This is a genomic window from Ruminococcus flavefaciens, from assembly GCF_900116855.1.
GTDB classification, from domain to species: Bacteria; Bacillota; Clostridia; order Oscillospirales; family Ruminococcaceae; genus Ruminococcus; species Ruminococcus flavefaciens_R.
This window is the reverse complement of the sequence record NZ_UETD01000014.1, coordinates 87,979-113,310: the sequence shown is the minus strand read 5'-3', so window position 1 is coordinate 113,310 and position 25,332 is coordinate 87,979. Positions and strand designations below refer to the sequence as shown.

General features: G+C 50.8%; 25 protein-coding genes. 15 read left to right on the top strand and 10 right to left on the bottom strand.

Features of this window, described 5'->3' with window-relative positions; translation table 11 throughout:
* Nucleotides 1-8 precede the first annotated feature (8 nt).
* Nucleotides 9-740: a M48 family metallopeptidase gene (locus DSZ37_RS14950; protein WP_109727676.1), complete on the top strand. Its 732-nt coding sequence runs from the start codon at nucleotides 9-11 to the stop codon at nucleotides 738-740.
* 228 nt (nucleotides 741-968) lie between these two features.
* On the opposite strand, the gene DSZ37_RS14945 is transcribed toward DSZ37_RS14950, so the two are convergent.
* The gene (locus tag DSZ37_RS14945; protein ID WP_109727675.1) at nucleotides 969-3,647 is read right to left on the bottom strand and encodes a 1,4-beta-glucanase; all 2,679 of its coding nucleotides are present in this window, start codon (nucleotides 3,645-3,647) and stop codon (nucleotides 969-971) included.
* A gap of 714 nt (nucleotides 3,648-4,361) precedes the next feature.
* Here DSZ37_RS14945 and DSZ37_RS14940 point away from each other — a divergent pair.
* The 12 genes from DSZ37_RS14940 to DSZ37_RS14885 all read left to right on the top strand — a co-directional run bounded on the left by DSZ37_RS14940 (nucleotide 4,362) and on the right by DSZ37_RS14885 (nucleotide 14,488).
* Nucleotides 4,362-5,678: a sensor histidine kinase gene (locus tag DSZ37_RS14940; protein ID WP_173385681.1), complete on the top strand. Its 1,317-nt coding sequence runs from the start codon at nucleotides 4,362-4,364 to the stop codon at nucleotides 5,676-5,678.
* Nucleotides 5,659-6,462 (top strand): LytR/AlgR family response regulator transcription factor, encoded by an 804-nt coding sequence (locus tag DSZ37_RS14935; protein ID WP_109727673.1) that lies wholly within the window; start codon nucleotides 5,659-5,661, stop codon nucleotides 6,460-6,462. Before DSZ37_RS14940 ends, DSZ37_RS14935 begins: the two co-directional genes overlap by 20 nt.
* Before the next feature lie 12 nt (nucleotides 6,463-6,474).
* The gene (locus DSZ37_RS14930) at nucleotides 6,475-7,341 is read left to right on the top strand and encodes an alpha/beta hydrolase (RefSeq protein ID WP_109727672.1); all 867 of its coding nucleotides are present in this window, start codon (nucleotides 6,475-6,477) and stop codon (nucleotides 7,339-7,341) included.
* Between the two features lie 266 nt (nucleotides 7,342-7,607).
* On the top strand, nucleotides 7,608-8,093 hold the full coding sequence (locus tag DSZ37_RS14925) for a terminase small subunit (protein WP_109727671.1): 486 nt from the start codon (nucleotides 7,608-7,610) through the stop codon (nucleotides 8,091-8,093).
* A complete protein-coding gene (locus DSZ37_RS14920; protein WP_109727670.1) occupies nucleotides 8,080-9,327 on the top strand; it encodes a PBSX family phage terminase large subunit in 1,248 nt (415 codons plus the stop codon). Before DSZ37_RS14925 ends, DSZ37_RS14920 begins: the two co-directional genes overlap by 14 nt.
* Before the next feature lie 37 nt (nucleotides 9,328-9,364).
* Nucleotides 9,365-10,507, top strand: a complete 1,143-nt coding sequence (locus tag DSZ37_RS14915; RefSeq protein WP_181380335.1) for a serine/threonine protein phosphatase — start codon at nucleotides 9,365-9,367, stop codon at nucleotides 10,505-10,507.
* A gap of 3 nt (nucleotides 10,508-10,510) precedes the next feature.
* A complete protein-coding gene (locus tag DSZ37_RS14910) occupies nucleotides 10,511-11,476 on the top strand; it encodes a hypothetical protein (protein ID WP_109727669.1) in 966 nt (321 codons plus the stop codon).
* An 81-nt stretch (nucleotides 11,477-11,557) separates the two neighbouring features.
* Entirely contained in the window at nucleotides 11,558-12,388 is an 831-nt protein-coding gene (locus DSZ37_RS14905; protein ID WP_109727668.1) for a hypothetical protein, read from the top strand.
* Nucleotides 12,389-12,398: 10 nt separating this feature from the next.
* Entirely contained in the window at nucleotides 12,399-12,764 is a 366-nt protein-coding gene (locus DSZ37_RS14900; RefSeq protein ID WP_109727667.1) for a hypothetical protein, read from the top strand.
* A gap of 1 nt (nucleotide 12,765) precedes the next feature.
* Entirely contained in the window at nucleotides 12,766-13,176 is a 411-nt protein-coding gene (locus DSZ37_RS14895) for a hypothetical protein (RefSeq protein WP_109727666.1), read from the top strand.
* A complete protein-coding gene (locus DSZ37_RS14890; RefSeq protein WP_109727665.1) occupies nucleotides 13,173-13,568 on the top strand; it encodes a hypothetical protein in 396 nt (131 codons plus the stop codon). The genes DSZ37_RS14895 and DSZ37_RS14890 overlap by 4 nt, the downstream gene beginning before the upstream one ends.
* Nucleotides 13,565-14,488 (top strand): hypothetical protein, encoded by a 924-nt coding sequence (locus DSZ37_RS14885; RefSeq protein ID WP_109727664.1) that lies wholly within the window; start codon nucleotides 13,565-13,567, stop codon nucleotides 14,486-14,488. The genes DSZ37_RS14890 and DSZ37_RS14885 overlap by 4 nt, the downstream gene beginning before the upstream one ends.
* 279 nt (nucleotides 14,489-14,767) lie before the next feature.
* On the opposite strand, the gene DSZ37_RS14880 is transcribed toward DSZ37_RS14885, so the two are convergent.
* On the bottom strand, nucleotides 14,768-16,093 hold the full coding sequence (locus tag DSZ37_RS14880; protein WP_109727663.1) for a hypothetical protein: 1,326 nt from the start codon (nucleotides 16,091-16,093) through the stop codon (nucleotides 14,768-14,770).
* Between the two features lie 313 nt (nucleotides 16,094-16,406).
* On the opposite strand from DSZ37_RS14880, the gene DSZ37_RS14875 reads away from it, so the two are divergent.
* Entirely contained in the window at nucleotides 16,407-17,702 is a 1,296-nt protein-coding gene (locus tag DSZ37_RS14875; protein WP_109727662.1) for an MFS transporter, read from the top strand.
* Between the two features lie 427 nt (nucleotides 17,703-18,129).
* Here the strand turns inward: DSZ37_RS14875 and DSZ37_RS14870 are convergent, their stop codons facing one another.
* Nucleotides 18,130-18,573 (bottom strand): DUF3592 domain-containing protein, encoded by a 444-nt coding sequence (locus tag DSZ37_RS14870; RefSeq protein ID WP_109727661.1) that lies wholly within the window; start codon nucleotides 18,571-18,573, stop codon nucleotides 18,130-18,132.
* A 20-nt stretch (nucleotides 18,574-18,593) separates the two neighbouring features.
* Nucleotides 18,594-18,848, bottom strand: coding sequence for a helix-turn-helix domain-containing protein (locus DSZ37_RS14865; RefSeq protein ID WP_109727660.1), 255 nt, complete (start codon nucleotides 18,846-18,848; stop codon nucleotides 18,594-18,596).
* Between the two features lie 159 nt (nucleotides 18,849-19,007).
* Between DSZ37_RS14865 and DSZ37_RS14860 the strand changes: the two genes are divergently transcribed.
* Nucleotides 19,008-19,457, top strand: coding sequence for an OB-fold protein (locus DSZ37_RS14860; protein WP_181380334.1), 450 nt, complete (start codon nucleotides 19,008-19,010; stop codon nucleotides 19,455-19,457).
* Between the two features lie 149 nt (nucleotides 19,458-19,606).
* Here the strand turns inward: DSZ37_RS14860 and DSZ37_RS14855 are convergent, their stop codons facing one another.
* The 6 genes from DSZ37_RS14855 to DSZ37_RS14830 form a co-directional block, all read right to left on the bottom strand.
* A complete protein-coding gene (locus DSZ37_RS14855) occupies nucleotides 19,607-22,093 on the bottom strand; it encodes a GH36-type glycosyl hydrolase domain-containing protein (RefSeq protein WP_109727658.1) in 2,487 nt (828 codons plus the stop codon).
* 148 nt (nucleotides 22,094-22,241) lie between these two features.
* On the bottom strand, nucleotides 22,242-22,445 hold the full coding sequence (locus DSZ37_RS14850; RefSeq protein WP_019680258.1) for a helix-turn-helix transcriptional regulator: 204 nt from the start codon (nucleotides 22,443-22,445) through the stop codon (nucleotides 22,242-22,244).
* Entirely contained in the window at nucleotides 22,445-22,867 is a 423-nt protein-coding gene (locus tag DSZ37_RS14845; protein ID WP_109727657.1) for a hypothetical protein, read from the bottom strand. The genes DSZ37_RS14850 and DSZ37_RS14845 overlap by 1 nt, the downstream gene beginning before the upstream one ends.
* On the bottom strand, nucleotides 22,867-23,340 hold the full coding sequence (locus DSZ37_RS14840) for a hypothetical protein (protein WP_109727656.1): 474 nt from the start codon (nucleotides 23,338-23,340) through the stop codon (nucleotides 22,867-22,869). The genes DSZ37_RS14845 and DSZ37_RS14840 overlap by 1 nt, the downstream gene beginning before the upstream one ends.
* Nucleotides 23,340-23,726, bottom strand: a complete 387-nt coding sequence (locus DSZ37_RS14835) for a hypothetical protein (RefSeq protein ID WP_109727655.1) — start codon at nucleotides 23,724-23,726, stop codon at nucleotides 23,340-23,342. Before DSZ37_RS14835 ends, DSZ37_RS14840 begins: the two co-directional genes overlap by 1 nt.
* Nucleotides 23,727-24,132: 406 nt before the next feature.
* Entirely contained in the window at nucleotides 24,133-25,146 is a 1,014-nt protein-coding gene (locus DSZ37_RS14830) for an aldose 1-epimerase (RefSeq protein ID WP_109727654.1), read from the bottom strand.
* Nucleotides 25,147-25,332 lie beyond the last annotated feature (186 nt).

Below are 25,332 nucleotides of genomic sequence, written 5' to 3'. Positions count from 1 at the left end.
ATGAACAAATGAAAGCAGTATCATCATCAGTGAGAACAGCAAAAACGCCCGCAGGCTGCATAGAGTACACTCTTGAGCGCAAGAAGGTGAAGAACATAAATCTCCGCGTCCGCAGGGACGGAACGGTATATGTGTCCGCGCCGAGCCGTGTACCCGTAAGGGAGATAGAAAGCTTCATCGCCGCAAAATGCAGCTATATAAAGCAGGCGCAGGAACACTTCCGCAGCCGCACCGAGACCGCCGCAAAGGAGCGCAGGTTTGCACAGGGCGCCGCAGTCATGCATCTGGGCAGACCTATGGAGCTCTGCATGGTGCAGTCCGCGGCAGAGAGCGTCACCGCTGAGGGACAGCGTATCGTCATTGCCCTCAGGGACAGCTCCGACCTTACCCGTGCAGAACGGCTCTACGCTAAATGGCTGGACGGCAGGTGCAGGGAGGTATTCACCAACCTTATGAGGGAGATATATCCTCAATTCGCCGCTATGGGAGTCCCCTTCCCTCAGCTGAAGATAAGGGCAATGAAAGCCCGCTGGGGAAGCTGCCACTACACCAAGGGCATGATAGTGCTGAACCGCTATCTCATCGAAGCACCGCTGCACTGTATCGCCCATGTTGTGGCACATGAGTTCTGTCATTTCATCTATCCGAACCACTCGCGGGACTTTTATTCCCTTCTGGACAGAGTGTGCCCCCACTGGCGCAGCGACAAGGCAGAACTTGAACGGCTGGTAGTCCTTTGAAAGCCCTTAGCCTTTAGCTTTTAGCCATTAGGAAGCGGCTTCGCCGCTTTATTATCGGGCGGCGGAACGCCGCCCCTACATCAGGCTAACGGCTAATGGCTATGGGCTAACGGCTTAAATCAAAATTTAGCAAAGCTAAATTTTGATTTATACTATTGTCAACAAAAAAGCCATAGTACCTCTGATATCGTATCAGAAATACTATGGCTCATTTTTGATTATCGGTAATTAAAGACTTTCTATCTTGTGAAGCAGGAACTCCTGTATCTTCAGCGCATCGTTGGAGGTAAGTCCCGTAGTGGACTTGTCAACGTCACCATTGAGCTTGCCCTGTTCCGTAATAACATACTTGTTGGGATTTGCAAGGCTCTGCATGATGAGGATAGCGTCAGCCAGCTCAACTGTACCGTCACAGTTTGCGTCACCTGCTTTGTAATTCTTGTCTGTGGTGGTGGTAACTGCTGTGGTAGTCGATGTGGTGGTAGTTGTTGTCTTTGCGGTAGTTGTGGTAGTCTTGGAGGGTGCAGGCTCACTGCCTGAGAGCTTTCCGTATACGATACCGCAGCCTACTGTGGACATATATACCTTGCCGAACTCGTCCATATCGCCTACGATGTAGTTGCCGTTGCCTGTGCCGCCGTAGAGGTGGTCGGTATTGATGCATACCCATGTCTTGCAGCCGTCTGTTGAGCGGTAGATACCCTCGGGGTCTGAGTCCTCGGGCTTGCCGTAGAAGTAGATGGTATTGGGGCCGCCAGCCTTTTCGGGAGCGCCGTAGCCTGCGGTCTTGCAGTAGCTCACGTTGTCCAGCTTGGTTATAGTCGCCTTGCCGTCCTTTACAACAGCATCGTACATTCCGTACCAGCCGCCGCCGAGGATAAGGTGTCCCTTGCCGAGGTATGCGATACGTCCTGCGCTGTCGCACTGGTCGTACATACAAACGTCTGTGGAGGTAAAGGTCTTGCCGCCGTCGGTGCTGACGCAGAACTTATACTGTGCATCGGTAGCATCGGGCTCGTCCTTTGAGTAATGCCATGAGGAGTTGAAGTATGTTGCATAGGCATAGACTGTATTGGGGTCATCGGGCTCGATGAGAAGCATTGTGGACTTGGAGCCGTACTGTGATGGGATACCTTCACACTTGCTCCATGTTTTGCCCCAGTCATCGCTGTAGGAAACTGCGCCGTCGTCCTTGCCTGTATTGAATATGCGGTACTTGCCTGCACTTATCTCTGCGATAGCCAGCTTGCCGCCCTTTGCAGCAGGTGAAAAGGAATTCCATGTCTTGCCGCGGTCAGTGGTGTAGTAGCCGCCGCCGTTGTCGCCCTCGGCTATTCTTGCCCATACATCTGTATTCTGAGGGCATACGGCGATAGCTGAGGTGGAGCCCATGTTGGGCTTGTACTGGAGTCCTATCTTATCCTCGGACTCGTGAACGAAGCCGTCATAGTCGCCGATAGCGGACAGGTCCAGACCGTCCTTGGTGCTGGTGAAATCAAGGGAAACGACTTCCTCGATACCGTCGGGATGGAAGGTGTAAACAGGAAGCTCGCCCCATATATCGGTGCATACGAATGAGCCGTTGCCCGAGGTGAGGAATGCTCTTGAGGGATCTCTGGGGTCGAGGACCATTGCGCCTACCCAGTGGATAGCCTTGTCCTTTATCCAGTCATAGCCGCCTGTCTGTATATAGTCAGCCTCGCAGGGCTGGTTCCAGCCTTTTTCCTTGCCGGGAGTTATGCCCTCCCATGTCTTTCCGCCGTCAGTAGAGCGGAAGAACTGGTCGCCCCATGCAACTGCATCTCTGTCCCATGCGTCGGCAGAATACATCTGTCCTGCCCATACGCCGCAGGTAGTTGCGATAAGGTGGTCGGGGTTCTTGGGGGCGGGATATATCTCGCCGAAGCCGTTGCCCGAGGGAGAGATATCAGTAGCCTTGCCTGCCTTGACATCGTACTTGTAAGCACCGCCGGAGGTTCCGCCGAAGGCAAGTCCTGCCATGTAGGTGATGATGAGGTTGCCGTTGGCGTCAACATTTATACGCGAGGGGAAGTGGTCTGTGGGGAGGTCCTTGCTGAGTGCGGTGAACTTGTCGTCCTTTGTGCTTGCAACGTGAACGTTGGCAGTTCCCTTAATGGAAGTTCCCACATATACCTTTCCGTCTGAGATAGCTATATTCGCAACGCCGTTCTGGTTGTTGTAGGCGTCGGAGGTAACTGAGCGTGCAATATTATCCGTCCATGTGGGCCACTTTGTTGTAGCCTTGAAAAGTCCAAGGTCATCGTAGCCGATAACAGGCTCCCATGTCTCGCCGCCGTCGGTGGACTTGATGAGTGCGGACTTTGACTTCTCATCGGCAGTAACGTCGCCGCCTGCATATATTACCTTGGGGTTGTCGGGGTCTACAGCGATGGACTCGCCGCACTGGCGTCCGTCACCGTTGCCCATTACCTTTATAAGGTTGGTGACATTTATCTCCTTGAAGGTCTTGCCGCCGTCGGTGGTCTTGAATATGACCGTCTTCTCGGCTGAGAAATATGCACAGCCGCAGAGGAAGTACACCGTGTTGTCATCAGTGGGGTCTATTGCCATTGCGTCAACGCTGAGGAGTCCGCGGTCAGCCTCGGTGAGGAAGCCGAAAAGCTGCTCCCAGCTCTCTGTGTCATAGTTGTACTTGTACGCGCCGCCTACGTCTGTTCTTGCGTACATTTCCTTCTTGCCTGTGACGATTCCCGAAACGAAGCCGCCTCCGCCTATTCTGAGGGTGCCCCATTCCATCTGTGAGGAGATGTCCTTAGCTGCTGCAAAAGCCTTTGTCTGTCTGTCCGCAGTGCCTGAAACGGACACACAGCCTGCGCTGATGAACAGCGCACAAAGACCCGCCATAGTCTTTTTAAATGCTTTCATCTGTGATCTTCCTTTCTGTTTTTATGTGAAGTATGATCTTTTCACGTTTGCTTTCCGACTTCATTTTAGCATTTAAAAATGGCGGTGTCAATGGGATTTCGGCGTTATGACATTATCGGATATAATGAGAATATTATTTTGCAGAAGCCAAAAATGAACAGTTTTTTAAGGCGGTGCCGCTGCCTGCGTCAGGACAAAAAAAGGGCGCAGTCAACTATGACTGCGCATACACACAACTTAGGAACAATGAAGATAAATACAACCCCTTGAAAGAAATTATCATATTTAATTGCTCCGTGACTGCTGAGAGGAGGAACGGAGCCATAAATAACGTAGAGGGTGATAGCGTAGCAAGGAGGACGCAAGGCACACAGCGGCGATATTATCATAACGCACCACGACTGTAACCCCCCTGCCGTGCTGCGGCACATACGCCCTCGCTTATCTACTATCACGATATATACTTATCATATCCCGTAATTATTATATCATAACCTGTTCCACATGGTTCAACAAAAACACAGCATTTTTTACATTTTTTTGAAAAAAAGTAAAAAACTGCGGAAAACGTGGAAAGTTCGAGGGTGTATGACAGGCGGCAGCAAGGCTTCGATAAAAAAATTCACAAAAAGCGGCAATTCTTTTCTTTACAAACAGTGCATAATGTGATATAATGCTATTATATATTTATTTTTAATAATGAGGGGGGATACTGTGGAGCTTTTGTCACATCTTCTGACTTATAACTTTATCTCCGCAGCTATGATAATCGGTATCGTCATCATGCTAATTGAGAACCGAAAGGAAAGTCCCCGGGGCTCCGAGCACATCTCCGTCATTGTCGTTATGCTCACCATAATCATCGTGAACACGGAGCTGAAGGAATGGTTCTTCATGAGGGTCTACGACGCGACAATGGACTATCGAGGCAATACCGCCATGTGGTTCATGTACATCAGGTCCACTGCGGAGCACATCCTGTTCCCCATGATAGCGTATACGCTGCTGCTGCTCATAGCCCCCATAAAGAAGAAATACATAACCTTTCTGCCCGAGCTCATACTCATCATTGCCGAGGCGGTGAACCTGTTCGGTCCCAAGTATATCTTCCACTATGACAAGCATCTGGATTTCCACGATGACCTGCTGTTCCTGCTTCCCTATTTCGTAGGAATGCTTTATCTGCTGCTCCTTCTGAGATACTCCATTATTTTCCTCAAGGAAAAACAGATGAGCAAGGGCGTTGCGGTAGTGTTCATCGTTTTCCTCACTATCCTCGAATGTTACCTCGAGGCGGCGTATATCGTCGTTGACCTTATGGACGAGATAGTTGCCCTCGACGTTATCATATACTATTTCTATCTGGTCGCTATATATCAGAGCGAGACCAAGGTAAAGCTCCGTACCAGCGAGCTTGAGCTGGAAAGGAGCCGCCGTCTCATCGCGCTCTCACAGATACAGCCCCACTTCATGTACAACTCTCTCACCTCCATAATCTACCTCTGCGACAAGGACTCCGAAAAGACCAAGAGTGCCCTCATCGACTTCTCGAAATACCTGAGAAAGAACGTGGACTCTCTCAGCCGTCAGGGACTTGTCTCCATCAAGGAGGAGCTGGAGCACACAAGAGTGTACCTCTCACTTGAAAAGCTCCGCTTTGACGAGGACCTGAACGTGGAATTCGATATAAAGGACGATATGTTCATGCTGCCCGTTCTGACTCTCCAGCCTATGGTGGAAAACGCCGTAAAGCACGGTATCAACGGCTCGGAAAGCGGCTGCGGCACCGTAAGGATAGTCACCGAGGAGAATGAACAGTTCCATCAGATAACCATTACCGATGACGGTGCAGGCTTCGATACCGATGAGATAGAGAACCTTGACGCCAGCCATGTAGGTATAATCAATGTCCGCAAGCGACTCAGCGATGAGTGCGGCGGAAAGCTCATAATCAACAGTGTCCCTGACAAGGGAACGGAATGTATCATACTTATCCCAAAGGAGAAAAACAATGAAAATTCTGGCAATTGATGACGAAAGATACGCACTCCAGATGCTGGTAGAGACTCTGCACAAGGTAAAGCCCGATGCGGAGATAGTCGCCTTCCGCAGAGCCTCTCAGTTCCTCGAATATGAGGAAAAGGACACCTTTGATGCCGCATTCCTCGATATCCGCATAGGCAAGATGTCAGGCATACAGGTGGCGATAGAGCTGAAAAAGGCTTCACCTCACTGCAATATCGTCTTTGTCACCAGTTACTCGGAATACGCCTTTGCAGCTATCCAGATGCGTCCCAGCGGCTATATAATGAAGCCCTATACCGAGGAGGATATCAGGAACGAGTTCGATAACTTCAGATATGTCCCCGAGCCCGAGAAAAAGGACAGCGGCAAGCTGAAGGTGCGTACCTTCGGCAACTTCCGCGTATTCGGCAATGAGGACGCTCCCCTTAAATTTTCAAGGACCATTTCCAAGGAAATTTTCGCCTATCTCATAGACCAGTGCGGCTATCCCGTCACCAGCAAGGAGATAGCGGCAGACGTCCTCGAGGTGGAGGACTTCGACAGACCTACATCTAAAAAGGTGTCGCAGTATGTCTCTGACCTCATAAAGGACCTTGAATCGGCAGGCTTCCACAACGTCATAATCAAACAGAACCGCCAGATACAGGTGAACAAGGAAGCTGTTGACTGCGACCTCTATGACCTGTTTGCAGGAGACGCAGCTGCCATGAATTCCTATCACGGCGAATATATGATAGACTATTCGTGGGCTGAGATAAGCGACTCTGCCGACAGGATAAAATCACTTTAAGGAGCCGGTGCGATGTCAAGAAAAAGTATTATCTTCAGGGAGATGTGTGCCATGAGCGACGCCGAGCGCGACGCAGGTCTCACTACTCCTCCCGAGGTGGAGCGATTCGATGATATACAGTACGGCAGCAACAGTCAGTGGAATGTCCTCGATGTGTACAGACCGAAGGCGCTTAGCGGTAAGCTCCCCGTCATCGTCAGCTTTCACGGCGGCGGCTGGGTCTACGGCGACAAGAACGTGTATCAGTTCTACTGTATGGAGCTTGCAAAAAGGGGCTTTGCCGTGGTGAACTACTCCTACCGTCTGGCTCCCGAATACAGATACCCCGCGCCATATGAGGACACCAACGAGGTCTTTCGCTGGCTCCTCGAAAATGCGGACAGGTACGGCTTCGACACCGATAATATCTTCGGCGTGGGAGACTCCGCAGGAGCTCTGGGCATGGCGATATACGCCCTCATCGTCACCGACAAAAAGTACGCGGAGTACTATGACTTCACCGTTCCCGTGGGACTCGTGCTGAAAGGACTGGGGCTCAGCTGCGGTCTTTACAAGGTCGTAGACTCAAAGACAGTTTCCACGCTCAGGGACTTTCTCAGGGACGAGGACTATCCTGCTATGCTGGAAAGGCTCAATGTGGTGGATATGGTCAGCAGCAGCTTTCCGCCCTGCTTCCTTATGACTGCCGTGGGTGACTTCCTCAGGGAGGAGTCCGCAGCCTTTGCGGAATGTCTCGCAAAAGCAGGCGTCAGGTGCGAGTATAAGCTCTACGGCACCGAAAAAGAGCCTCTCGGCCACGTTTTCCACTGCAATGTGAGACTTGCCGAAGCTGCTCAGGCAAACGACGATATGTGCAGCTTTTTTAAGTCGCTCATGTGATGAAACATCCCGAGGCTAAACTACTATATAAAACGGATCACCGAGTCTGAAATTACAGACTCGGTATTTTTATGCCTTGCGGACGCTAAAGGTCATCCCTGCATTTTTTGTACGCTCTGCACAGAAACAGATGTTCTCTTTTGTGCAGGTATACAAAGTCAAAAACTTTTTTTCAGTTATACAACGGTTTTCCGTTGTTTTGACCCCCTTTCCGGACTACTTATGAACGGCGTCTTCGTTCATTACCGAAAGGAGGTCATATTTTTTTGAACAGAAACACAAAAGCAAGGCTGAACTCTTTCTGCTGCAATTATGTAACTCTCGGCAGCGTCGAGGAGGCGGCTGTCAGGGCAGGCTTTCCCCGTGAGACCGCCCTTTCTGAGGGCATAGAGCTTATGAAAACGGAGGAGTGCCGACAGCTCATATCACAGCTTCGTCAGCTCCTTGCCGACAGCGGCACAGTAGCCGCGGGACTTAAACGGCTCGCCTTCGGGAGCTGCACAGACGCGGTGTATCTGGTCTTTGCCGATGAGCTTCCCCCTGCGGAGGTCATAGGCAGGCTGGACCTTTTCAATGTCTCCGAGATAAAGCGCGTAAAGGGCGGCGGAGTTGAGGTAAAGCTGTTCGACAGGCTCAAAGCTCTTGAAAAGCTTTTCGAGCTGGAGAACGCTTTCAGCGACCGTGACAAGGCAGAGAGCCTTATAAAGGCGCTGACCGCCGAGGAGGAGAGTGAGAACGATGATGATAACTGAGTTCTCACACAAGCAGCTCCTTGCCATGAAATGGTGGAATATGCGTAACTACGGCGACCGCGACGCCATAATCTGCGACGGAGCGGTGAGGAGCGGCAAGACTCTTTCCATGTCGCTGGGCTTCATATTCTGGGCGAGCAAATGCTTCAAAGGGGGCTCCTTTGCCATGTGCGGCAAGACCATAACCTCCCTGCGAAGAAACGTGATAACGCCCATGCTGCCGCTGCTGACCGAGTACGGCTACATCATAAACGAAAAAGTCAGCAGGAACTACTTCGATATGACCTTCCTCGGCAGCACCAACAGGGTGTACCTTTTCGGCGGCAAGGACGAGGGCTCCGCGGCGCTGATACAGGGAATGACTCTCTCGGGAGTATTCTTTGACGAGGTAGCTCTCATGCCGCGGTCTTTCGTTGAACAGGCACTTGCACGATGCTCTGTCAGCGGCTCGAAAATGTGGTTCAACTGCAATCCCGACAATCCCTCCCACTGGTTCTACAATGAGTGGATAAAGAAGCTAAAGCAGAAAAACGCTCTTTATCTTCACTTCACCATGGAGGACAATCCCTCGCTGACAAAGAGGGTCAGGGAGCGCTATGAGCGTATGTACTCGGGCACCTTTTACGACCGCTTCGTGCTGGGAAAATGGACTGCCTCACAGGGCGTGGTCTATCCCATGTTCAGCGCGGAAAAGCACGTTTTCAGCGGCGATATAAGCTGCGAGCGATATGTCATCTCCTGCGACTACGGCACCGTAAATCCCTCGTCCTTCGGGCTCTGGGGACTCAGCGGCGGAGTCTGGTACCGACTCAGGGAGTATTACTACGACTCCCGTCGGGAGGGCTCATCACGCACCGATGAGGAGCACTACGCCGCTCTTGATGAGCTTGCAGGAGACAGAGCTGTGGAAAAGGTCATAGTTGACCCGTCTGCCGCCAGCTTTATCGAATGCATAAGACGCCACGGGAAATTTCGTGTGACAAAGGCGGATAACGACGTTATATCGGGCATCCGTCAGGTCAGCACAGCTCTGAAGCAAGGCAGGCTCCGCTTCCATGAGTCCTGCCGCGACATCATCAGGGAGTTCTCGCTGTACTGCTGGAACGAGAGGGCAGGGGCGGACGCTCCCGTAAAGGAAAACGACCACGCAATGGACGATATGCGCTATTTTGTGACGGATATGGTCAGGTCACAGGGCGGCGGCGAGCTCATAGCGCTGTCCGTAGCCCGATAAGAACGTGACGCCGTTCAGTACGAAAGAAGGAGGAATTATGAAGCTTTTTCAGAAGAAGAACGCTCCGAAAAGCGCTCCCGAACTAATAGGCGCACAGCGCGGCTGCGCGGAGGGATTTGACCTGCCTGCCGCAGTACAGCCCTATGAAAAGGAGCTCTATGACAGGCTGCGCTGTGCAGTTCCCATAATCGACGCAGCCATCATGAAGATAATCAGGCTCACGGGCGGCTTCCGCGTTATATGCAGCGATGAGAGCTTTCAGCAGGAGCTGGACAGCTTTCTCGCAGGGGTCCCCGTAGGACTTACGGGGCGGTCGGTGGGCTGCTTCGCGGACAACTTCCTTGACAGCCTGCTCACCTACGGCAGGGCTGTTGGGGAGATAGTCACGGACAATGAGCAGCGCCGTATCGCAGGGCTCTGGAACGGGGATATCTCCAAAATACGCATTTCTTCGGGAGCAGACCCGTTCAGCAGGAGCTACGAACTCAGGGCTCCCGACGGCACAAGCCGCAGGATAGCCCACCCCGAGCGCATAGTCTACGCGGAGCTGACGGGCGGCAATTCGCTGCTCAGAGGGCTTCCGTCACTCAGCGGCATCCTCATGAGGATATATCAGTGCATAGGTCAGAACTACGACCGTGCAGGCAACATCCGCTATGCAGTGACCTACAAGCCCACAGGCGAAGCCTCGGACGTAATGTTCACCCGTGAGAGGGCTCAGCAGATAGCCCGTGAGTGGGCGGACGGCATGAACTCGGCGAAATACGGTCAGGTAAAGGACTTTGTTGCGGTGGGCGACGTTGATATAAAGGTCATCGGAGCCGAAAACCAGCTCTTTGATACCAATGTGCCCGTAAGGCAGATACTTGAGCAGCTCATCGCAAAGCTGTCCATACCGCCATTCCTGCTGGGACTGTCGTGGAGCTCTACGGAGCGTATGTCATCACAGCAGGCGGATATACTCACCTCTGAGCTGGAGTATTACCGCCGACTTCTCACTCCCGTCATCTGCGACGTGGGTAACGCCTATCTTGCTTCTGTCGGAGCGGAGGCAGCCTGCACAGTGGAGTGGGACAACATCAACCTACAGGACGAAACAGCCCTTGCAGAGGCAAGGCTGAAAAACGCACAGGCGAGGGAAATTGAGCTTCGCCTTGAAAAGAATCAAAACGGAGGATGAATTATGTATAACGATATCAAGCTTGAAAAGGGTCTTTACAATCTCAGCGGCAAGTCTTTCACAGCCGCTCTCGAGGAGCTTGACCCCTCCTCGGCATATGCAGGAACTCCTCTTGAGAAGCTGGACGCTTTCGAGAGACAGCTCAAGCGCTTCAACATCAGGATCAGCGGTCAGGACTGCGACTGCGTGGAGAAGTTCTTCTCGACCACCGAGACAGCGGTCCTTTTCCCCGAGTTCGTAACACGCTGCATCAGAAAGGGCTTCGACGAGACGGTGCTCAGATCGGTATGCGCTGCAAAGACAGTCTGCGCCAGCAGCCAGTATCTGGGCTGTGTACTTGACGATAAGGCAGCCTATTCCACCACCGCAGAGGCAACAGCTCTCCCCGAGGCAACAGTCAGAGAGGGCGCGGAGGCTACCGTCCTTGAGAAGTTCGGCAGACTCATAAGCGCTTCCTACGAGGCTATCCGCCAGCAGAGACTTGACGTTTTCGGCGTCATGCTCAGAAGCGTGGGCGTAAGACTTGCCGCATCCGTTGTGAAGAAGGCTGTGGATGTGCTCGTGGAGGGCGTTGAGCCCATCACCACCGAGGCGCTCACCTATGACGACCTTGCCGCACTTTACGGCGAGTTTGACTGCTTCGATATGACCACCGTCATCGCTTCTCCCGAGCTTGCTTCCAAGATAGCAGCTATGGAGCAGCTCAAGGACTGCGCCGCAACTCCCGACGGAAGGCTCATTCTTCCCTTCGGTGCTGAGCTCATCAAGACCTCTGCTGCGGGAGCTGATACGGTTATCGGTATCGACCGCGATTTCGCTCTGGAGTTCATCACCAGCACCGACCTCGTCATGGAGACAGACAAGCTCATCGACCGTCAGCTCGACCAGATGACAGTGTCCGTGACCTGCGGCTTCAGAAAGATAACTCCCGAGGCAGTAAAGGTGCTCACTGTGGAGGCAGGAGAGTAAGAGATCAGTTTTTAGTGCTTAGTGCGGGGCGATGAAGACATCGCCCCCCTACATTGAATGTCTATTCCGAAAGGAGATATTATGGACAATATCATTCTCGATAAAATAAACAGATTTACGCGGAGAAAGCTCACCGAGGACGAGGTCTACGTCTTCTCGGTCATTCTCTGCGACAACGATATCGACCGCGACTGCGAGAGATTTTCCGACGGGGCGCTTCAGTCCCTGAAGGAGAGATTTGTGGGCAGGACAGGCATCTTCGACCATGACACTGCCGCCGCCAACCAGAACGCCCGTATTTTCGATACGGAGCTTGTCACAGATGACTCGCGTACTGCCGCGGACGGCAAGCCTTACAAGTACCTCAGGGCAATGGCGTATATGGTACGCACCGAGGAGAACAAAAACCTCATCGCAGAAATAGACGGCGGCATAAAAAAGGAGGTCAGCATCTCCTGTTCGGCAGCCAAGCGTATCTGCTCGGTCTGCGGCAGCGATAAGGCTGTGACTTCCTGCAACCATGTCAAGGGCAGAAAGTACGGCGGAAAGCTGTGCCACACCATACTTGACGATATCACCGACGCCTATGAGTGGAGCTTCGTGGCTGTGCCTGCACAGGTAAATGCAGGCGTCACCAAGAAGTACACCGAGTCCGACACAGTAAAGGCTCAGGGCGAGGATATCTCTGCGGCAGACGATGAGCTCCGCCGCGATATCCGCAGGCTGGCTTACTTTGCGGGAGGAAGGTCCGCAGCGGATATCGCTTCCCTCTCCGCGGCAAGCCTTACCACAAAGCAGCTCATTGCTCTCCGCAGGTCCTTTGAGGAGCAGTGCGGCAGGGGCAGGGCTGAGGTGCAGCTTGCTCCCGATAACAAGGAAGCCGACCCCACAGAGGGATTTTCCATGAGATAGGAGGGAGTTTATGGACGTAGATGCAGCTCTCAAAGTATTTGAGATATTTACGGGACAGCGCAACGGCGAGGAATACTTCAGAATAATCAATCTCGCTGTGTATGAAACGGGCATGATGCTCCGTCCCGGGGCTGACCAGACGGATACAAGGCTGAATTTCCTTGCCGCTGCCATTGCCTATTACAGAGTGCAGCAGATATTTGCCGCAAGGGAACGCGCCGCAGTCACATATGCAGGAAAGGTGCTGAAGGAGTCACAGAACTCCGCATATGAGTACTCAAAGCTGCTGGTCAGGGACTATATGCAGATATGCAGTGACCTTATCAAGCCCCAGCACTTCATTTTCAGCAGCTTTTCAAGCGAGGAGGAGGTATAAAATGCTCAGGGATCTGATCCAGAATATCATTTCAAGACTCAGGGCGCAGGACGTTTCCAATGTGTACAGCGCCTTTGACGCCATGGCTGTGGAGCGCAAGGGCAGCGGTTTTTTCACTGTTGTCGGGATAAGCGCCTTTGAGTCCTCGGCTCCCATCTATGCGCCTGCAATGGTCTATGTGCCGTTCAAGGCTGAGGTGGAGATAAACGTCACGGCTCCCGAAAACTACTCAATGGTGCAGCTCTACAGCTACTACGATGAGAAGATATCCGCGGCGGTAGGCGATATGTCGGGACTTACCTGCAAGCTCACCAAGATGAGCGTGAAGTTCGACAGCAATATCCAGCGCCTTGTGCTGACGATAAAGCTGGGCGCCAGCGGTATCACCAAAATTGAAAGGAGCAGCTCATGAGTGAGGTAACTGCCTTTTCCTGCCGCAAAGCCGTTCCCGCAGACATAGGCGGAATAACCGTCTGCTGCGAAAGCTTCAAAGCTTCGGCGGCAAGGGTGCTCAATGAGGAGTCCACCGCTGACGGCGGTACTGCCGTGACCAACTCCGCTTTCAGGAGCAGCAGGCTGTCCTTTTCGGGCAGGGTCTGCACTCAGGGGCAGCCCGGGGACTTTATCCTCGGCTTCAACGCCCTTGTCCACTCCCCTGCGGACTTTTCCGTGGAGTACATGGGGCTCACATTCAGCGGCTGCCGAATGCTGTCCTACACCTTTGAGGACAAGGGCGGCGAATGGGCAGATGTAGCGGTGACGCTGACTACTGCCGAGACCATAGAGAGGAGCGATGACCCATGACCGCTTCTGTCATTATAAAGACTGCCGACGGTACCTCCCTTGCGGAGGAAAAGGTGCTCAATTTCGTGTTCGATAAGGACCTCTACACTCCCTATACCACCCTAAGGGCAAGAGTAAGAGCCGTCAGGAACTCCTATGAGGACGCGGCGGAGGTGATACTGCTCATTAACGGAGCTATGGTGCATCACGGCCTTGTGGACAATATACGCTGGGTAAAAACCGATGGAGAGATGTTCATGAACGTCAGCTCGAGAGGCTTTACCTCGCTGCTCACACAAAATCAGATAGAGCCGGGGCTAAAATCCCATATGTCCTTCAATGCTCTTATGGAGAACTTTTACACTCTGCCCTATGTCACCCACGAGGACAACTCCGACGACAGCAGCTATATCTATGTCAGACCCAATACCTCAATGTGGGACGCGGCGTCAAATCTCGCCTATAAGCTGCTGGGCACATATCCCTATATAAGGGGCACTAACAAGGTCATGATAAGCTCTGCGGCTTCTCCTGCGGTATTTGACCTCAGGGGAGAAAAGCTGCTTTCCATTGGCACTGAGCTCACCGACAGCCGTCTCGCCAGCGGCTACCATATGGCGAATATGGGCGGCAGCTACGGAGAATTCGACCTTGCGGACAGCGACACCGAGGCACTGAAAATAGTCCGCCATAAGTACTTCGACCTTGATATGCGCTTTCTCTACGATCCGCCCGAGGCTCTTGCCTACCGCGATAAATATGACTTCCGCGGACAGAAAAGGCTGTTCTGCTCCTATGCAGGCTATAAGGGCGAGGACCTTTCCGACCTCGTCAGCTTCGGCTCTGTCACCTCGGAGCGTGTAGGCTCTGTCAATATAAGCGGTAGCAGCCGAGGAGTCGTCACGGAAATAGGCGTGTACCGCGATAAGTTCCCGAGATAAGGGCAAAGCCATCGGCCGTTAGCCATCAGGGAGCTGCTTCGCCGCTTTATTATCGGGCGGCGTTCCGTTGGATATGTAATACATTTTGCGGAACGGCGAGGGTGACTCCCTATAGTATAGGGAGATGTCCGAAGGACAGAGGGTCGCGGCTCCTGTTGGGAGGCGTTCCCTACATTATGCTAACGGCTAATGTCTATGGGCTAACGTCTAAAAAATCCCCTGAGCACTTTTCCGCGCTCAGGGGTTTTTTCATATGTGTATCTGTATTTATTGCAGGAATTACTTCTTCTTGATATTAGTCTCGACCTTGCACTCGTAGTAGAACTTATCCTCAACAGCCTTGTAGAGGTCGTCAAGGTTCTCATATCCTACATAGAGAACGCCGTCGATTGCGAAAGCATCGCCCGATACGCCGAAGAAATTGGAGTAGCTGGGCTCGTTGTAGCTCTGAGCGTCGTAGTCCTTGTCAGGGTCTCCGGGCGAGAGTACATTCTGATAGTAAGCAAAGTAGTAGTAAACCTTTTCGTCCTTCTTAGCTTCTTCCTTCTTATCGTCCTTCTTCTCGGTAGTTGCCTCAGTAGCGTCTTCCTTCTTCTCGTCAGCCTTGGCAGTAGTGGTTCCCTCGTCCTTCTTTTCCTCAGCTGTTGTAGTGGGAGCCTCTGTGGCAGCCTCTGCTGTTGTTGTTGCAGCCTCTGTTGTAGGCTCCTCGTCCTTCTTCTCCTCACCCTTGAGTGTGGTAGTTACCTTATATACATAGCAGAGAGCGTTCTTCATGCTGTAATTCTCTTCCTTGGGAACATAGAGATTTACACCGAGGAGCTCGATATCCTTGAGTTCCTTTTTATCCCAGTTGTCCTCAACGTCTTCCATGAAGCGGTCCTGAGCGTACTTGTCCATCTTGTCGTAGGACTTCTTCTCGATCTCTGATATCTTTGTGACGTACTGCTGGAGTCCCTCAACAGTGTACTCCTTCTCGTAATTTTCAGGCATATATCCCTGACTGAAGCACTCGTCCTTTGCGCTGTCCTCGCTGTAGCCGAAGGTCACCTTGACCTTGTCGCCGTTGCTGAGTCCGTAGCTGGGGTCAGCATAGAATGAAACGTAGTCAACGGGAAGATCACTGTAATCCAGCTGTATCTGACCGTCGGGACCAACGCCTGTAAAGCTTACATCAAGATAGTCGAAGGGATCGAACTTCTTGGGCTCGTCGAGGTCCTTTACGGTAATTGTCTTGTCGCTTACCTTGAGCTTTATCTTGTACTTCTTTTCAAGCTTCTCAACATCGTCATCATCCCACTCAAATACGATCTCGTCGCCGTTTGAGAGATTTGAGGACTTGTCCAGTTCGCCGCTGAGATACTTTTCCAGCTTGCCGGCAGCTCTCTCGATGGCGTGGTCGTCCTTCTTGCTCTTGATGCCGAAAGCCTTGAGGTTATCCGTTACCATTTTCTCATAATCCACTTCAGCATGAGCATAGGCAACAGTGTCCATACCATCGAATGTTACCTCAACATAGTCATTGGGGTCGATGGCAGTTCTGCCGCAGCTTACCAGAACAGCAGCCAGTGGCAGACAAGCAATAAGCTTCAGATCAGTCTTCTTCATTTCTCATATACCTCCTGTTTTTTTGAATAAAAATTCAAATTACATTTATATTATAACAAACAATATCTTCTCCGTCAATTGTCAAATATACAGTTTTTAGCATATATATCCCCTTGTTTTTTGCGTTTTTTTCACCTTTATTTGACAATTTACGCTTTCGGGTGATATAATAAAGTAAAAAACGAAAGGAATGATACGGAAATGCGTTTATGCATAGTTTCAGCTCCATGCAAGGCTTGAGGGACTGCATGGAGGATCACTGATACCCTCGGGCTTTGCTTGCAGACAAGAATAACAAAAAGGAGCAAAGCCAATGAAAACTATAAAGGAATTAAAAAGCTATCTGTTATTATGGAGCACACAGTCACTATCCGCGCTGGGCAGCGGCATGACAAGCTATGCGCTGGTGCTGTGGCTCTACCGTGGGAGCGGCTCTGCACTGAGCACCGCTCTGCTGAGGATATGTTCGTATGCGCCCTATGTGCTGATGAGCATATTTGCAGGCGCTCTCAGCGACAAATGGAACAAAAAACGCACCATGCTGGTCTGTGACCTGCTGGCAGCCATAACAACGGCAGCCGCCTTCCTGCTCATAAAGACGGGGCAGCTCTGTCCGTGGCATCTCTATGTCATCAACGCAGTGGGCGGACTGATGAACACTGTCCAGCAGCCTGCGGCGGAGGTAGCGGCAACACAGCTCATACCAAAGGAGCACTACCAGAAAACAGGCGGACTGCGCTCGTTCTCACAGTCGCTTAACACCATACTCACCCCCGTATTTGCCACCCTGCTTTACGCATGGGGCGGCATCGGAGCGGTCATCACCACCGACCTGCTCACTTTCGGTGCAGCCTTTTCTGCGCTGCTGTTCTTCATAAAGATACCAGAGCCACAAAGGTCGTATAAACAGGAGCAGTCCCTGCTCAGCTCCGCTGCCTCGGGACTTCGCTGGCTGAAGGATAATCCCCTCATCATGAAGCTCATATTCTTCCTGTCGGGGATAAACCTTATCGCCTCAGCCTACACCGCGGCACTTCCAGCACTGATAATACCAAAGGCGTCGGGAGGCGAGGGAGTCCTCGGTGCGGTAAACGCCTGTGCAGGCATAGCCGCGCTGCTGGGAAGCATCATAGCCTCAGCGCTGCCTGCTCCGAAAAGCCGTGTAAGGCTCATATGCCTGTCGCTGTTTTTCTCCATGAGCACTGAGAATTTTCTCCTTGCGCTGTCAGATTCGCCCATAATATGGTGCGTGGGAGCCGTCTGCGGCTGGCTGTTCATTCCCGTCATGGGAACGCAGCTTGACGTTATCTTCCGCAGCACTATCCCTGCGGATATGCAGGGTCGGGTCTACTCCTGCCGGAATACGCTGCAATTCTTCACCATACCCATAGGAGGACTATTCAGCGGAGTATTCATCGACAAGGCTGCCGAGCCGCTTATGGCAGAGCAGTCCGCAGGAAGCGTCCTTACCGCTGTTTTCGGTGAGGGCAAAGGCTCGGGAGCAGCAATGCTTCTGGGCATACTCGGTATGGCAGGAGTGCTGGTTTGTACGGTATTCACGCTGCTTCTGCACAGACATATACAACAGGAAAAGCTTAAAAACATATAAAACAAAAGCCCCTGAGTGTTTAAGGGCTACACTCATATAGAATGTTATAGCAAATTATCGGGGAAAAACCTTTCTGAGGAAAGGTTCTTTCCCCGAACCCCTTTTCCAAAGACTTTATAACTGAATTTAGCCCGGACAGGGCGCTGCACACAAGATGTGAAAACCAGTATAATACTGGAAGCGCCCTGTCTGGGCTAAATTAAATGCTGAAAGTTTTAGGGGAGGAGTTTGAGGAGAGACCCTTTTTCAAAAGGGCCCTCCTCAATAATAAACTATAAATCTTCTATATTAGTACCGCCCTAAAGCACTCGGGGCTTTGTGTTTATCCGGATAAATCGGGATTTTAGTTTTGAGGGCGCACAATGTGCGCCCTCAAGCATAAACATTGCTCCTGCCACGGGCGCACATTGTTCGCCCGTGGCTCGGTTTACTTCATAATATGCAGAATGAGCAGTACCACGCCTATGACAAGGACTGCCGCGCCCATGCCTATTACCAGCGGCGCCGACTTGTACTGCCTTTCAAGCTCGGGATCGTTCTCCATATCCTCTATCATGAACACCGTGGGGTGCATGGGGTCAAGCTTTATGACGATGGAGTCCCCCGGGCGGTAGGGAAACATCTTCGAGGGCAGACTTGTGTAGAAATATCCCTCTATGAGCTTCTCGCCTACGGTGTACTCCGCGTAAAGGGTGACTGCGTCGCCGTAATTGTGCCTTTTCGTCACGGGCTTCAGCTTCGTCACCACCGCGTCAAAGCGCTCAAGGTCTCCCTCAAGCATTTTTCGCTGGGCTCTGGTAACGATGCCGAATGCCATCAGTATCACGCCCACAAGAATAAGGGCAAGTGCCCATGTGTATAGTTTGTCCATGTTATCCTCCTTTTACTGATTTATATGGAGCCGTTCTGTTCGTCGATCGCTTCCTCTATGCCGATAACGATGTCACTCATTTTTACGCCGAGGGCATTGGCTATTCTGTACAGAGTTTCAAGTGTGGGCTTTCTCTCGCCGCGCTCTATCGCACTGAGATGTGTGCGCCCTATATCGGCAAGTCCGCTGATGACCTCCTGTGATATTCCCTTTTTCTTGCGAAACTGCGCTATAACTTCGCCTACTAATTTGGGGTCAAGTGTCGGTATATACATATTATCACCTCAGATAATATGATATACGAATTTTTTGTAAACTATGAACACATATGTTGACATTGTGAATACATATGTGTTATAATAATGTTGAAATAAGCAATAAAATGCTTATCAATACCTTTAAAAAATTCAAAACATATGAAAGGGTGTGCTCTTATGCAAAAACAAAAAATGGATTTTATTAAAACCAAGGAATTCTGGATAGCGCTTGGCGGAATTATTCTTTTTTCCGTTTTGTGGTTGGGCTCTATACCGATACATCACAGCAGGAGCAATAAGAAAAGTGAAGATTTCATAAAGAAGCTTAGTAGCAGTTACAGTGACAACGCTGCTGCCTGCATAGACAAATATGACGGCAAGGAAGTCAGCTTTGAATGTAAGGTTGCCGAAATTCCTTCTTCATTAGATTACATTGTTGTAGTTTCGGTCAAAGACGAATTGATGATCAGCACGCGCGTTGTTTGCAATTTACATAGCGAAGAATTGCAAAATAAAGCCTTAAAGCTGAAAAAAGGTGATAAAATTAAAGTCAAAGGTTCTTTAATAGTCTCTACTGAAACAGGACGTGCCTTTGGTCTTAATACAGAAAGCATCTCTAAATTATAGGGCTAAAACTGTTGGACGCCGGGGAAATTGCCCCCTGCATACTGCGGTTTGACTTTATCGGGCGCACACTGTGCGCCCATTCTATGCACTAAGCACGAACAACTGATAACTAAAAAGGCGGACATCAAGTCCGCCTTTTTTCATTGGGCTCAGCCCATTACGATCTCTACTTCGTGTGTGCCGCTCTCGCATACGGGGATAACATTTCCCTCTACTGCCTTGCCGTCAACTGTCATTGTCTTTACGCCCTTGCAAACGTGCTCGGGATTCTTGACTGTGATGTTGAATGTTGCGCCGCGGAACTTACGGACTGCTGTGAAGCCGTCCCACTCGTGAGGAATGGAAGGATCTACCTTCAGACCGTCAAACACAGGCTGTACACCGAGAATGTACTGGGAAATAGCTACCATGTTCCATGCAGCTGTTCCTGTGAGCCATGAGTTCTTGCCCTGACCGAAGTTCTTTGCGTCCTTACCGCCGATCATCTGACCGTATACATAAGGCTCTGTCTTGTGGATATCAGATGTCTCCTCTGTGAATGCGGGAGCTATCTTGCTGTAATACTCAAATGCCTTGTCACCGCGTCCGACGTAAGCCTCTGCGCAGATGATCCATGCATTATTGTGTGTGAAGATACCTGCGTTCTCCTTGTATCCGCCGGGATATGTGGAGATCTCGCCGTACTGTATATAATACTTTGTGAATGCAGGGTTATTGAGAACGAGACCGTACTCGCAGTTGAGGTACTTGTCGATGGAGTTAAGAGTCTTGATATCAGCTCCTACGTCCTTACCGATCTCTGACATTACTGCGAAGCCCTGAGGCTCGATGAATATCTTGCCCTCCTCGCACTCCTTGGAGCCCATCTTCTCGCCGTTTGCGTCGTAAGCTCTGATGAACCAGTCGCCGTCGAATGCGGATTCCATTACGTTCTTCTTCATCTTGTCGATCTCAGCCTGAGCCTTTGCAGCCTCGTCAGCCTTTCCAAGATGCTCAAGGATGCCTACGAATGCAGGACCTGTGTATGTGAAGAGTGCTGCAACGAATGCGGACTCAGCAACCTTTGAGTAGCCGCCCTCTGCTGCAAACTTGGGGTTGGTGTAGGTCTGGAAGGACTCACCGGGTGTGTCAGAGAAGCATGAAAGGTTGATACAGTCGTTCCAATCAGCTCTCATTGCAAGGGGAAGACCGTGAGGTCCGAGGTTGTTTACGATGTGATAGAAGGAAACGTTGAGGTGCTCGAGCATTGTGTGCTTGCCATTGGGATCATCGTCGAAAGGAACGTTTGCATCGAGGATGCCCCAGTCACCTGTCTCCTTGATATATGCTGCAACAGAAAGGATCATCCAGAGCGGATCGTCAGAGAAGTCGCCGCCGATATCAGCGTTGCCCTTCTTTGTAAGAGGCTGGTACTGGTGATAGCAGCCGCCGTCTGAAAGCTGTGTTGAAGCGATGTCGATAAGTCTCTCTCTTGCACGCTCGGGGATCTGGTGTACAAATCCGAGGATATCCTGGTTGGAGTCACGGAAGCCCATGCCTCTGCCGATACCGCTCTCGAAGTATGAAGCTGAACGTGAGAGGTTGAATGTTACCATACACTGATACTGGTTCCAGATATTTACCATTCTGTTTACCTTGTCATCAGGTGTGTTTACATTGAAGATGGAGAGGAGGTCGTTCCATGTATTGCGGAGCTCCTCAAGTCCTGCTGCTACCTTCTCGGGAGTGTTGTACTTCTCGATCATTGCATAAGCCTTCTCCTTATTGAGGACCCATGTCTCTCTTGTGAGGAGGTTTGCAGGCTTTTCAGCAGCGAACTTCTTGTCCTGGGGGTTCTCAGCGTAGCCGAGGATATAGATGAGTGTCTTGGACTCGCCGGGAGCCAGTGTCACCTTCTTGTAGTGTGAAGCAACAGGTGACCAGCCGTCAGCAAATGAGTTTGCGGGCTTGTCAGCCTTTACGGTCTCGGGGTTGTCCCAGCCGTTGTAGATGCTTCCGAGGAAAGCGTCACGGTCTGTATCGTAGCCATCGATAGTATCATTTACAGTATAGAAAGCGTAGTGGTTACGTCTGTCTCTGTACTCTGTTACGTGGTAGATAGTTGAGCCTTCGATCTCTACTCTACCTGTAGAGAAGTTTCTCTGGAAGTTTGTGCAGTCGTCCTGTGCGTCCCAGAGACACCACTCAGCGATGGAGAAGATGGAGAAGCTCTTTGCTTCCTTGCCCTCGTTGGTGAGAACTACCTGCTGAACTTCACCGTCGTAGTTCTGGGGAACAAAGAATGTTACCTCAGCCTTCAGGTCGTTCTTCTTGCCTGTGATAACGGTATAGCCCATACCGTGACGGCACTCGTAGAAATCGAGGGGTGTCTTCACAGGAGACCAGCCGGGGTTCCAGATGGTTCCGTTGTCGTTGATATAGAAATAACGTCCGCCCATATCAAGGGGTACGTTGTTATAGCGATAACGTGTGATACGTCTGAGGCGTGCGTCCTTGTAGAAGCAGTAGCCGCCTGCTGTATTGGAAATAAGTGAGAAAAATCCCTGATTGCCGAGGTAGTTTATCCACGGATAGGGAGTCTTAGGGGAATTGATAACATATTCCTTCTTAGCGTCGTCAAAAAATCCGAACTTCATAATTTTACTCCTTTATTTTTGGTGACAAAAGCGGAAAACAGAACCGCATTTGCTTTATTATACCATATATTTGCATATAATACAATAGATTTATCAAAAATTGCGTTGTATTTTTTTCTTGTCGTTTTTTGTGCAATATGCCTTACGCTCATTCCTCAAAGGAGAAAAGTTCCTCGACAGTTGTGTGGAACACTGCCGCTATGTCCATGGCAAGCTTCAGTGAGGGATTGTAGAGCCCCTTTTCGAGGCGGATTATGGTCTCGCGGCGGACTCCCACCAGCTCCGCAAGCTCCCCCTGCTTCATATCATGCTTTGCACGGTATTCCTTTAGTTTTGTTTTCAGCTCGGGCATTATTCTTCCTCCGTATCCTTGTTTGACACCGCGTCAAAGCATATGAATAGAAAGCTTCGCAGTCCAATAGCGCTCATTACCGTTATCCAGCAGAAATCAGAGCAGATAAGCCCTTTGTAAAAATAGTCGTTCACAATTACCGCAGCAAACAGCACCGCAAGCACCGCAAACAGTATTATCCTGTTTGCTCTTGCAAGGTTGTACTGCACCATTTCGTCCTTTTTCTCCAGTTTATAGAATATGGACTGGACTGCCGCGTGAAGGGCTGCAAATATCGCCATTCCTATGAGTATGGATAGCTTGTCGCCGTACTCCCTGCCCTGTACCTTATGAAAAACAAAGAGCATTACAGGGACCAGTGCTATAACGAATATCAGCCTGTGAAAATCGCTGTATGAAAACTTTTTCTTTGACTTTTCCATTATTCTTCCTCCTCGCTGTCGGTGCGGTCAAGAAGCACGAAAAACAGGCTCCTGAGCCCTGCTGTAAAAAGGCATACCCCGAACAGGAGACAGGCTGCATTAGAGCCGTCTATGGTGAAGCTTGCTCCTGTTGCGGCAAATATCAGCTCAATAATGCCGCCGACTATAATGAGCGCAAACGCCGTAAGTCTGCCCGCCTTGTACATTATCTGGCGGGCAAGCTCGTCCGCCTGCTGTATGGTGTGTCCCTTTATCATGGCGAAGAACTTCACGCACATGATAAGCTCGATAACGGCGGCAGCTGCCAGAAGTACGGTAAGTACCGCAAAATTATGCCTGTTCATCAGCGCCATGCCCAAAAAGGTGAAGGAACCCAGCAGATAACCTGCTGCGGCAAATTTATGATAGCCGTGGAGCTCCACCGCAGGCTTTTTTGCTGTGGTATCGGCTTCAAATAAACTTCTTATGCTCATTATTCTTCCTCCTCTGCCTTGGGTGAGAAGTCCAGTATAAGGAATATCAGGCTTCTCAGTGCGACAGCTCCGAATATGACTACAAGGAACGATACTGCGGATACAGCGTGGAAACGGGCTTTGAGTCCGAAATAGACCATCACTCCTATGAGCGCCCAGAATGAGAATTTTGTAGCCTTTGCCATGTTCTCCTTTACGAGCTCGTCCTCTTTTTCCGATTTCCCGTCCAGTATTATGGGGATGAGTATGCTTGCGTAGAATATCCAGTCAGACCAGCCGCCGAAGATAAGTCCCCCTGCTATTATCACTACTGCCGCGATAACTATAACTAAGTGTATGGTCCTGAGTGTAACTGTTTTCTTTTTTGTGTTGGATCTGATGTTCATATTATTTCCTCCTCGGTGTGATGTATTCGTCACTTACTGTGACAATTATATCACCCATATGTGAGATTGTCAACAGAAAAAGTGACAAATCCATCACTTTTGGAGGAGTGTACAAATAACGCTCCCTCTTTTTGTAAGATGTGATGCATTTGTCACATAAAAACGCAAATGCAGGGACGACCGTCGGTCGTCCCTGCTGTATTCGATATTGTGTGTTTGCGGACGCGCATTGCGCGTCCCTGCAAGCTGATGGCTAAGGGCTGTGGAACGCCGAGAACGGCGTTCCCTACATATTGTTTATGCGACATTTATTTCAGATCCGTCGCCAGCGGCGACACCTCAATTATGCATTATGAATTATAAATTATGCATTAAAAAGGGCGGATATTATCCGCCCCTACAGTTATCAAAGCTTGGTGAAAAATCTTTCGTGAGTCTCGAAAACATCTCCCGGCTTTACCTCGCGGTAGCCCGTAACGTCGGCAGGCAGGCTCAGGTTGGGAGCGTCTATCATTGCGGTCATGGGCTCGGGGCAGAAGTAATGGTTGAAGCCGCGGTCGTTCCAGATTATCCAGAAGCCGTACTCCTCCGATACCTCGTAGCAGAGCTTCTTGCCGCTGGCGATATCCTCAGCGATAACGCCGTGGAACTTCTCCCCGTCGATATCAATGTACTCGCCGAAATACATCTCGTTGTCAACTACCTGAAGAACAGGCTTCTTTACGCCGTTCTTGTACTCCAAGTCGTGCATGGTGGGCACCTTCAGATTCTCGGTAGGCAGGCAGCGCTCGTTGAGCTCGCACCTCTTGCCTATTGGCACTGTCAGGCGGATATCCTCCTCCTTTGCGCCGTCAACGAAGGGCGAATTGATAGTTGTATGTGATGCCAGCGACATGGGAAGCACCTTCATGCCGTCGGTGTTGATGAAGCGGATATTCTGCTCAAAGCCCTGTGCGGACAGTGTGAATGTGTAATCGGCTGTGAAGCGGACGGGAAGATACTTGAAGAACTCGTCCTTCTCGTCATAGACATAGCGTGTCTTTACCCATGCGCAGTTGTCATCGGCACTGTATTCCACTACCTCGTGGGCTCTCTTGTGGAGGAAGCCGTGTATGTGGTTGTTGTAGGGAGCCTTCTCGTTTACGGGAAGCTGATACACCGCGTCGGAGGTCTTCAGTACGCCGTCTGCAAAACGGTTGGGCAGGTAAAGTGTGGGGAGTCCCCATACCTCTGCGGACTGCTTTATGGTGTCGGCAGTGTTGTCCTCGCTGAAGCGGAAGAACTCCAGTCCGTTTGCGTTGTCGCGGAGACGGATAACATTTGAGCCTATCTCATTTGCTACCCATGCCTCATATCCCCCTGCGCTGAGCTTTACGCAGGTAGTTCCCTTCCATTCAAATAATTCTGCTGTGTTTGCCATTTATATCACTTTCCTTTCGGATTTTTATGCCATCTGTAAGTTAAATCATAATTTAGCAAAGCTAAATTATGATTTGAGCCCCTAGCCCTTAGCCGTTAGCTAATGTAGGGGACGCCGCCCTCGGCGTCCCGCGAAATGCATTACACGCCCAACGGGACGCCGAGGGCGGCGTCCCCTACACATATA

What these genes read in the sequence shown, in the direction of transcription:
- DSZ37_RS14870 (WP_109727661.1), bottom strand. Translation starts at nt 18,573, where the DNA reads ATGGACAAACTATACACATGGGCACTTGCCCTTATTCTTGTGGGCGTG.
- DSZ37_RS14905 (WP_109727668.1), top strand. Translation starts at nt 11,558, where the DNA reads ATGGACAATATCATTCTCGATAAAATAAACAGATTTACGCGGAGAAAG.
- DSZ37_RS14830 (WP_109727654.1), bottom strand. Translation starts at nt 25,146, where the DNA reads ATGGCAAACACAGCAGAATTATTTGAATGGAAGGGAACTACCTGCGTA.
- DSZ37_RS14945 (WP_109727675.1), bottom strand. Translation starts at nt 3,647, where the DNA reads ATGAAAGCATTTAAAAAGACTATGGCGGGTCTTTGTGCGCTGTTCATC.
- DSZ37_RS14895 (WP_109727666.1), top strand. Translation starts at nt 12,766, where the DNA reads ATGCTCAGGGATCTGATCCAGAATATCATTTCAAGACTCAGGGCGCAG.
- DSZ37_RS14885 (WP_109727664.1), top strand. Translation starts at nt 13,565, where the DNA reads ATGACCGCTTCTGTCATTATAAAGACTGCCGACGGTACCTCCCTTGCG.
- DSZ37_RS14890 (WP_109727665.1), top strand. Translation starts at nt 13,173, where the DNA reads ATGAGTGAGGTAACTGCCTTTTCCTGCCGCAAAGCCGTTCCCGCAGAC.
- DSZ37_RS14860 (WP_181380334.1), top strand. Translation starts at nt 19,008, where the DNA reads ATGCAAAAACAAAAAATGGATTTTATTAAAACCAAGGAATTCTGGATA.
- DSZ37_RS14950 (WP_109727676.1), top strand. Translation starts at nt 9, where the DNA reads ATGAAAGCAGTATCATCATCAGTGAGAACAGCAAAAACGCCCGCAGGC.
- DSZ37_RS14935 (WP_109727673.1), top strand. Translation starts at nt 5,659, where the DNA reads ATGAAAATTCTGGCAATTGATGACGAAAGATACGCACTCCAGATGCTG.
- DSZ37_RS14845 (WP_109727657.1), bottom strand. Translation starts at nt 22,867, where the DNA reads ATGGAAAAGTCAAAGAAAAAGTTTTCATACAGCGATTTTCACAGGCTG.
- DSZ37_RS14865 (WP_109727660.1), bottom strand. Translation starts at nt 18,848, where the DNA reads ATGTATATACCGACACTTGACCCCAAATTAGTAGGCGAAGTTATAGCG.
- DSZ37_RS14850 (WP_019680258.1), bottom strand. Translation starts at nt 22,445, where the DNA reads ATGCCCGAGCTGAAAACAAAACTAAAGGAATACCGTGCAAAGCATGAT.
- DSZ37_RS14880 (WP_109727663.1), bottom strand. Translation starts at nt 16,093, where the DNA reads ATGAAGAAGACTGATCTGAAGCTTATTGCTTGTCTGCCACTGGCTGCT.
- DSZ37_RS14910 (WP_109727669.1), top strand. Translation starts at nt 10,511, where the DNA reads ATGTATAACGATATCAAGCTTGAAAAGGGTCTTTACAATCTCAGCGGC.
- DSZ37_RS14835 (WP_109727655.1), bottom strand. Translation starts at nt 23,726, where the DNA reads ATGAACATCAGATCCAACACAAAAAAGAAAACAGTTACACTCAGGACC.
- DSZ37_RS14915 (WP_181380335.1), top strand. Translation starts at nt 9,365, where the DNA reads ATGAAGCTTTTTCAGAAGAAGAACGCTCCGAAAAGCGCTCCCGAACTA.
- DSZ37_RS14900 (WP_109727667.1), top strand. Translation starts at nt 12,399, where the DNA reads ATGGACGTAGATGCAGCTCTCAAAGTATTTGAGATATTTACGGGACAG.
- DSZ37_RS14855 (WP_109727658.1), bottom strand. Translation starts at nt 22,093, where the DNA reads ATGAAGTTCGGATTTTTTGACGACGCTAAGAAGGAATATGTTATCAAT.
- DSZ37_RS14840 (WP_109727656.1), bottom strand. Translation starts at nt 23,340, where the DNA reads ATGAGCATAAGAAGTTTATTTGAAGCCGATACCACAGCAAAAAAGCCT.
- DSZ37_RS14930 (WP_109727672.1), top strand. Translation starts at nt 6,475, where the DNA reads ATGTCAAGAAAAAGTATTATCTTCAGGGAGATGTGTGCCATGAGCGAC.
- DSZ37_RS14920 (WP_109727670.1), top strand. Translation starts at nt 8,080, where the DNA reads ATGATGATAACTGAGTTCTCACACAAGCAGCTCCTTGCCATGAAATGG.
- DSZ37_RS14875 (WP_109727662.1), top strand. Translation starts at nt 16,407, where the DNA reads ATGAAAACTATAAAGGAATTAAAAAGCTATCTGTTATTATGGAGCACA.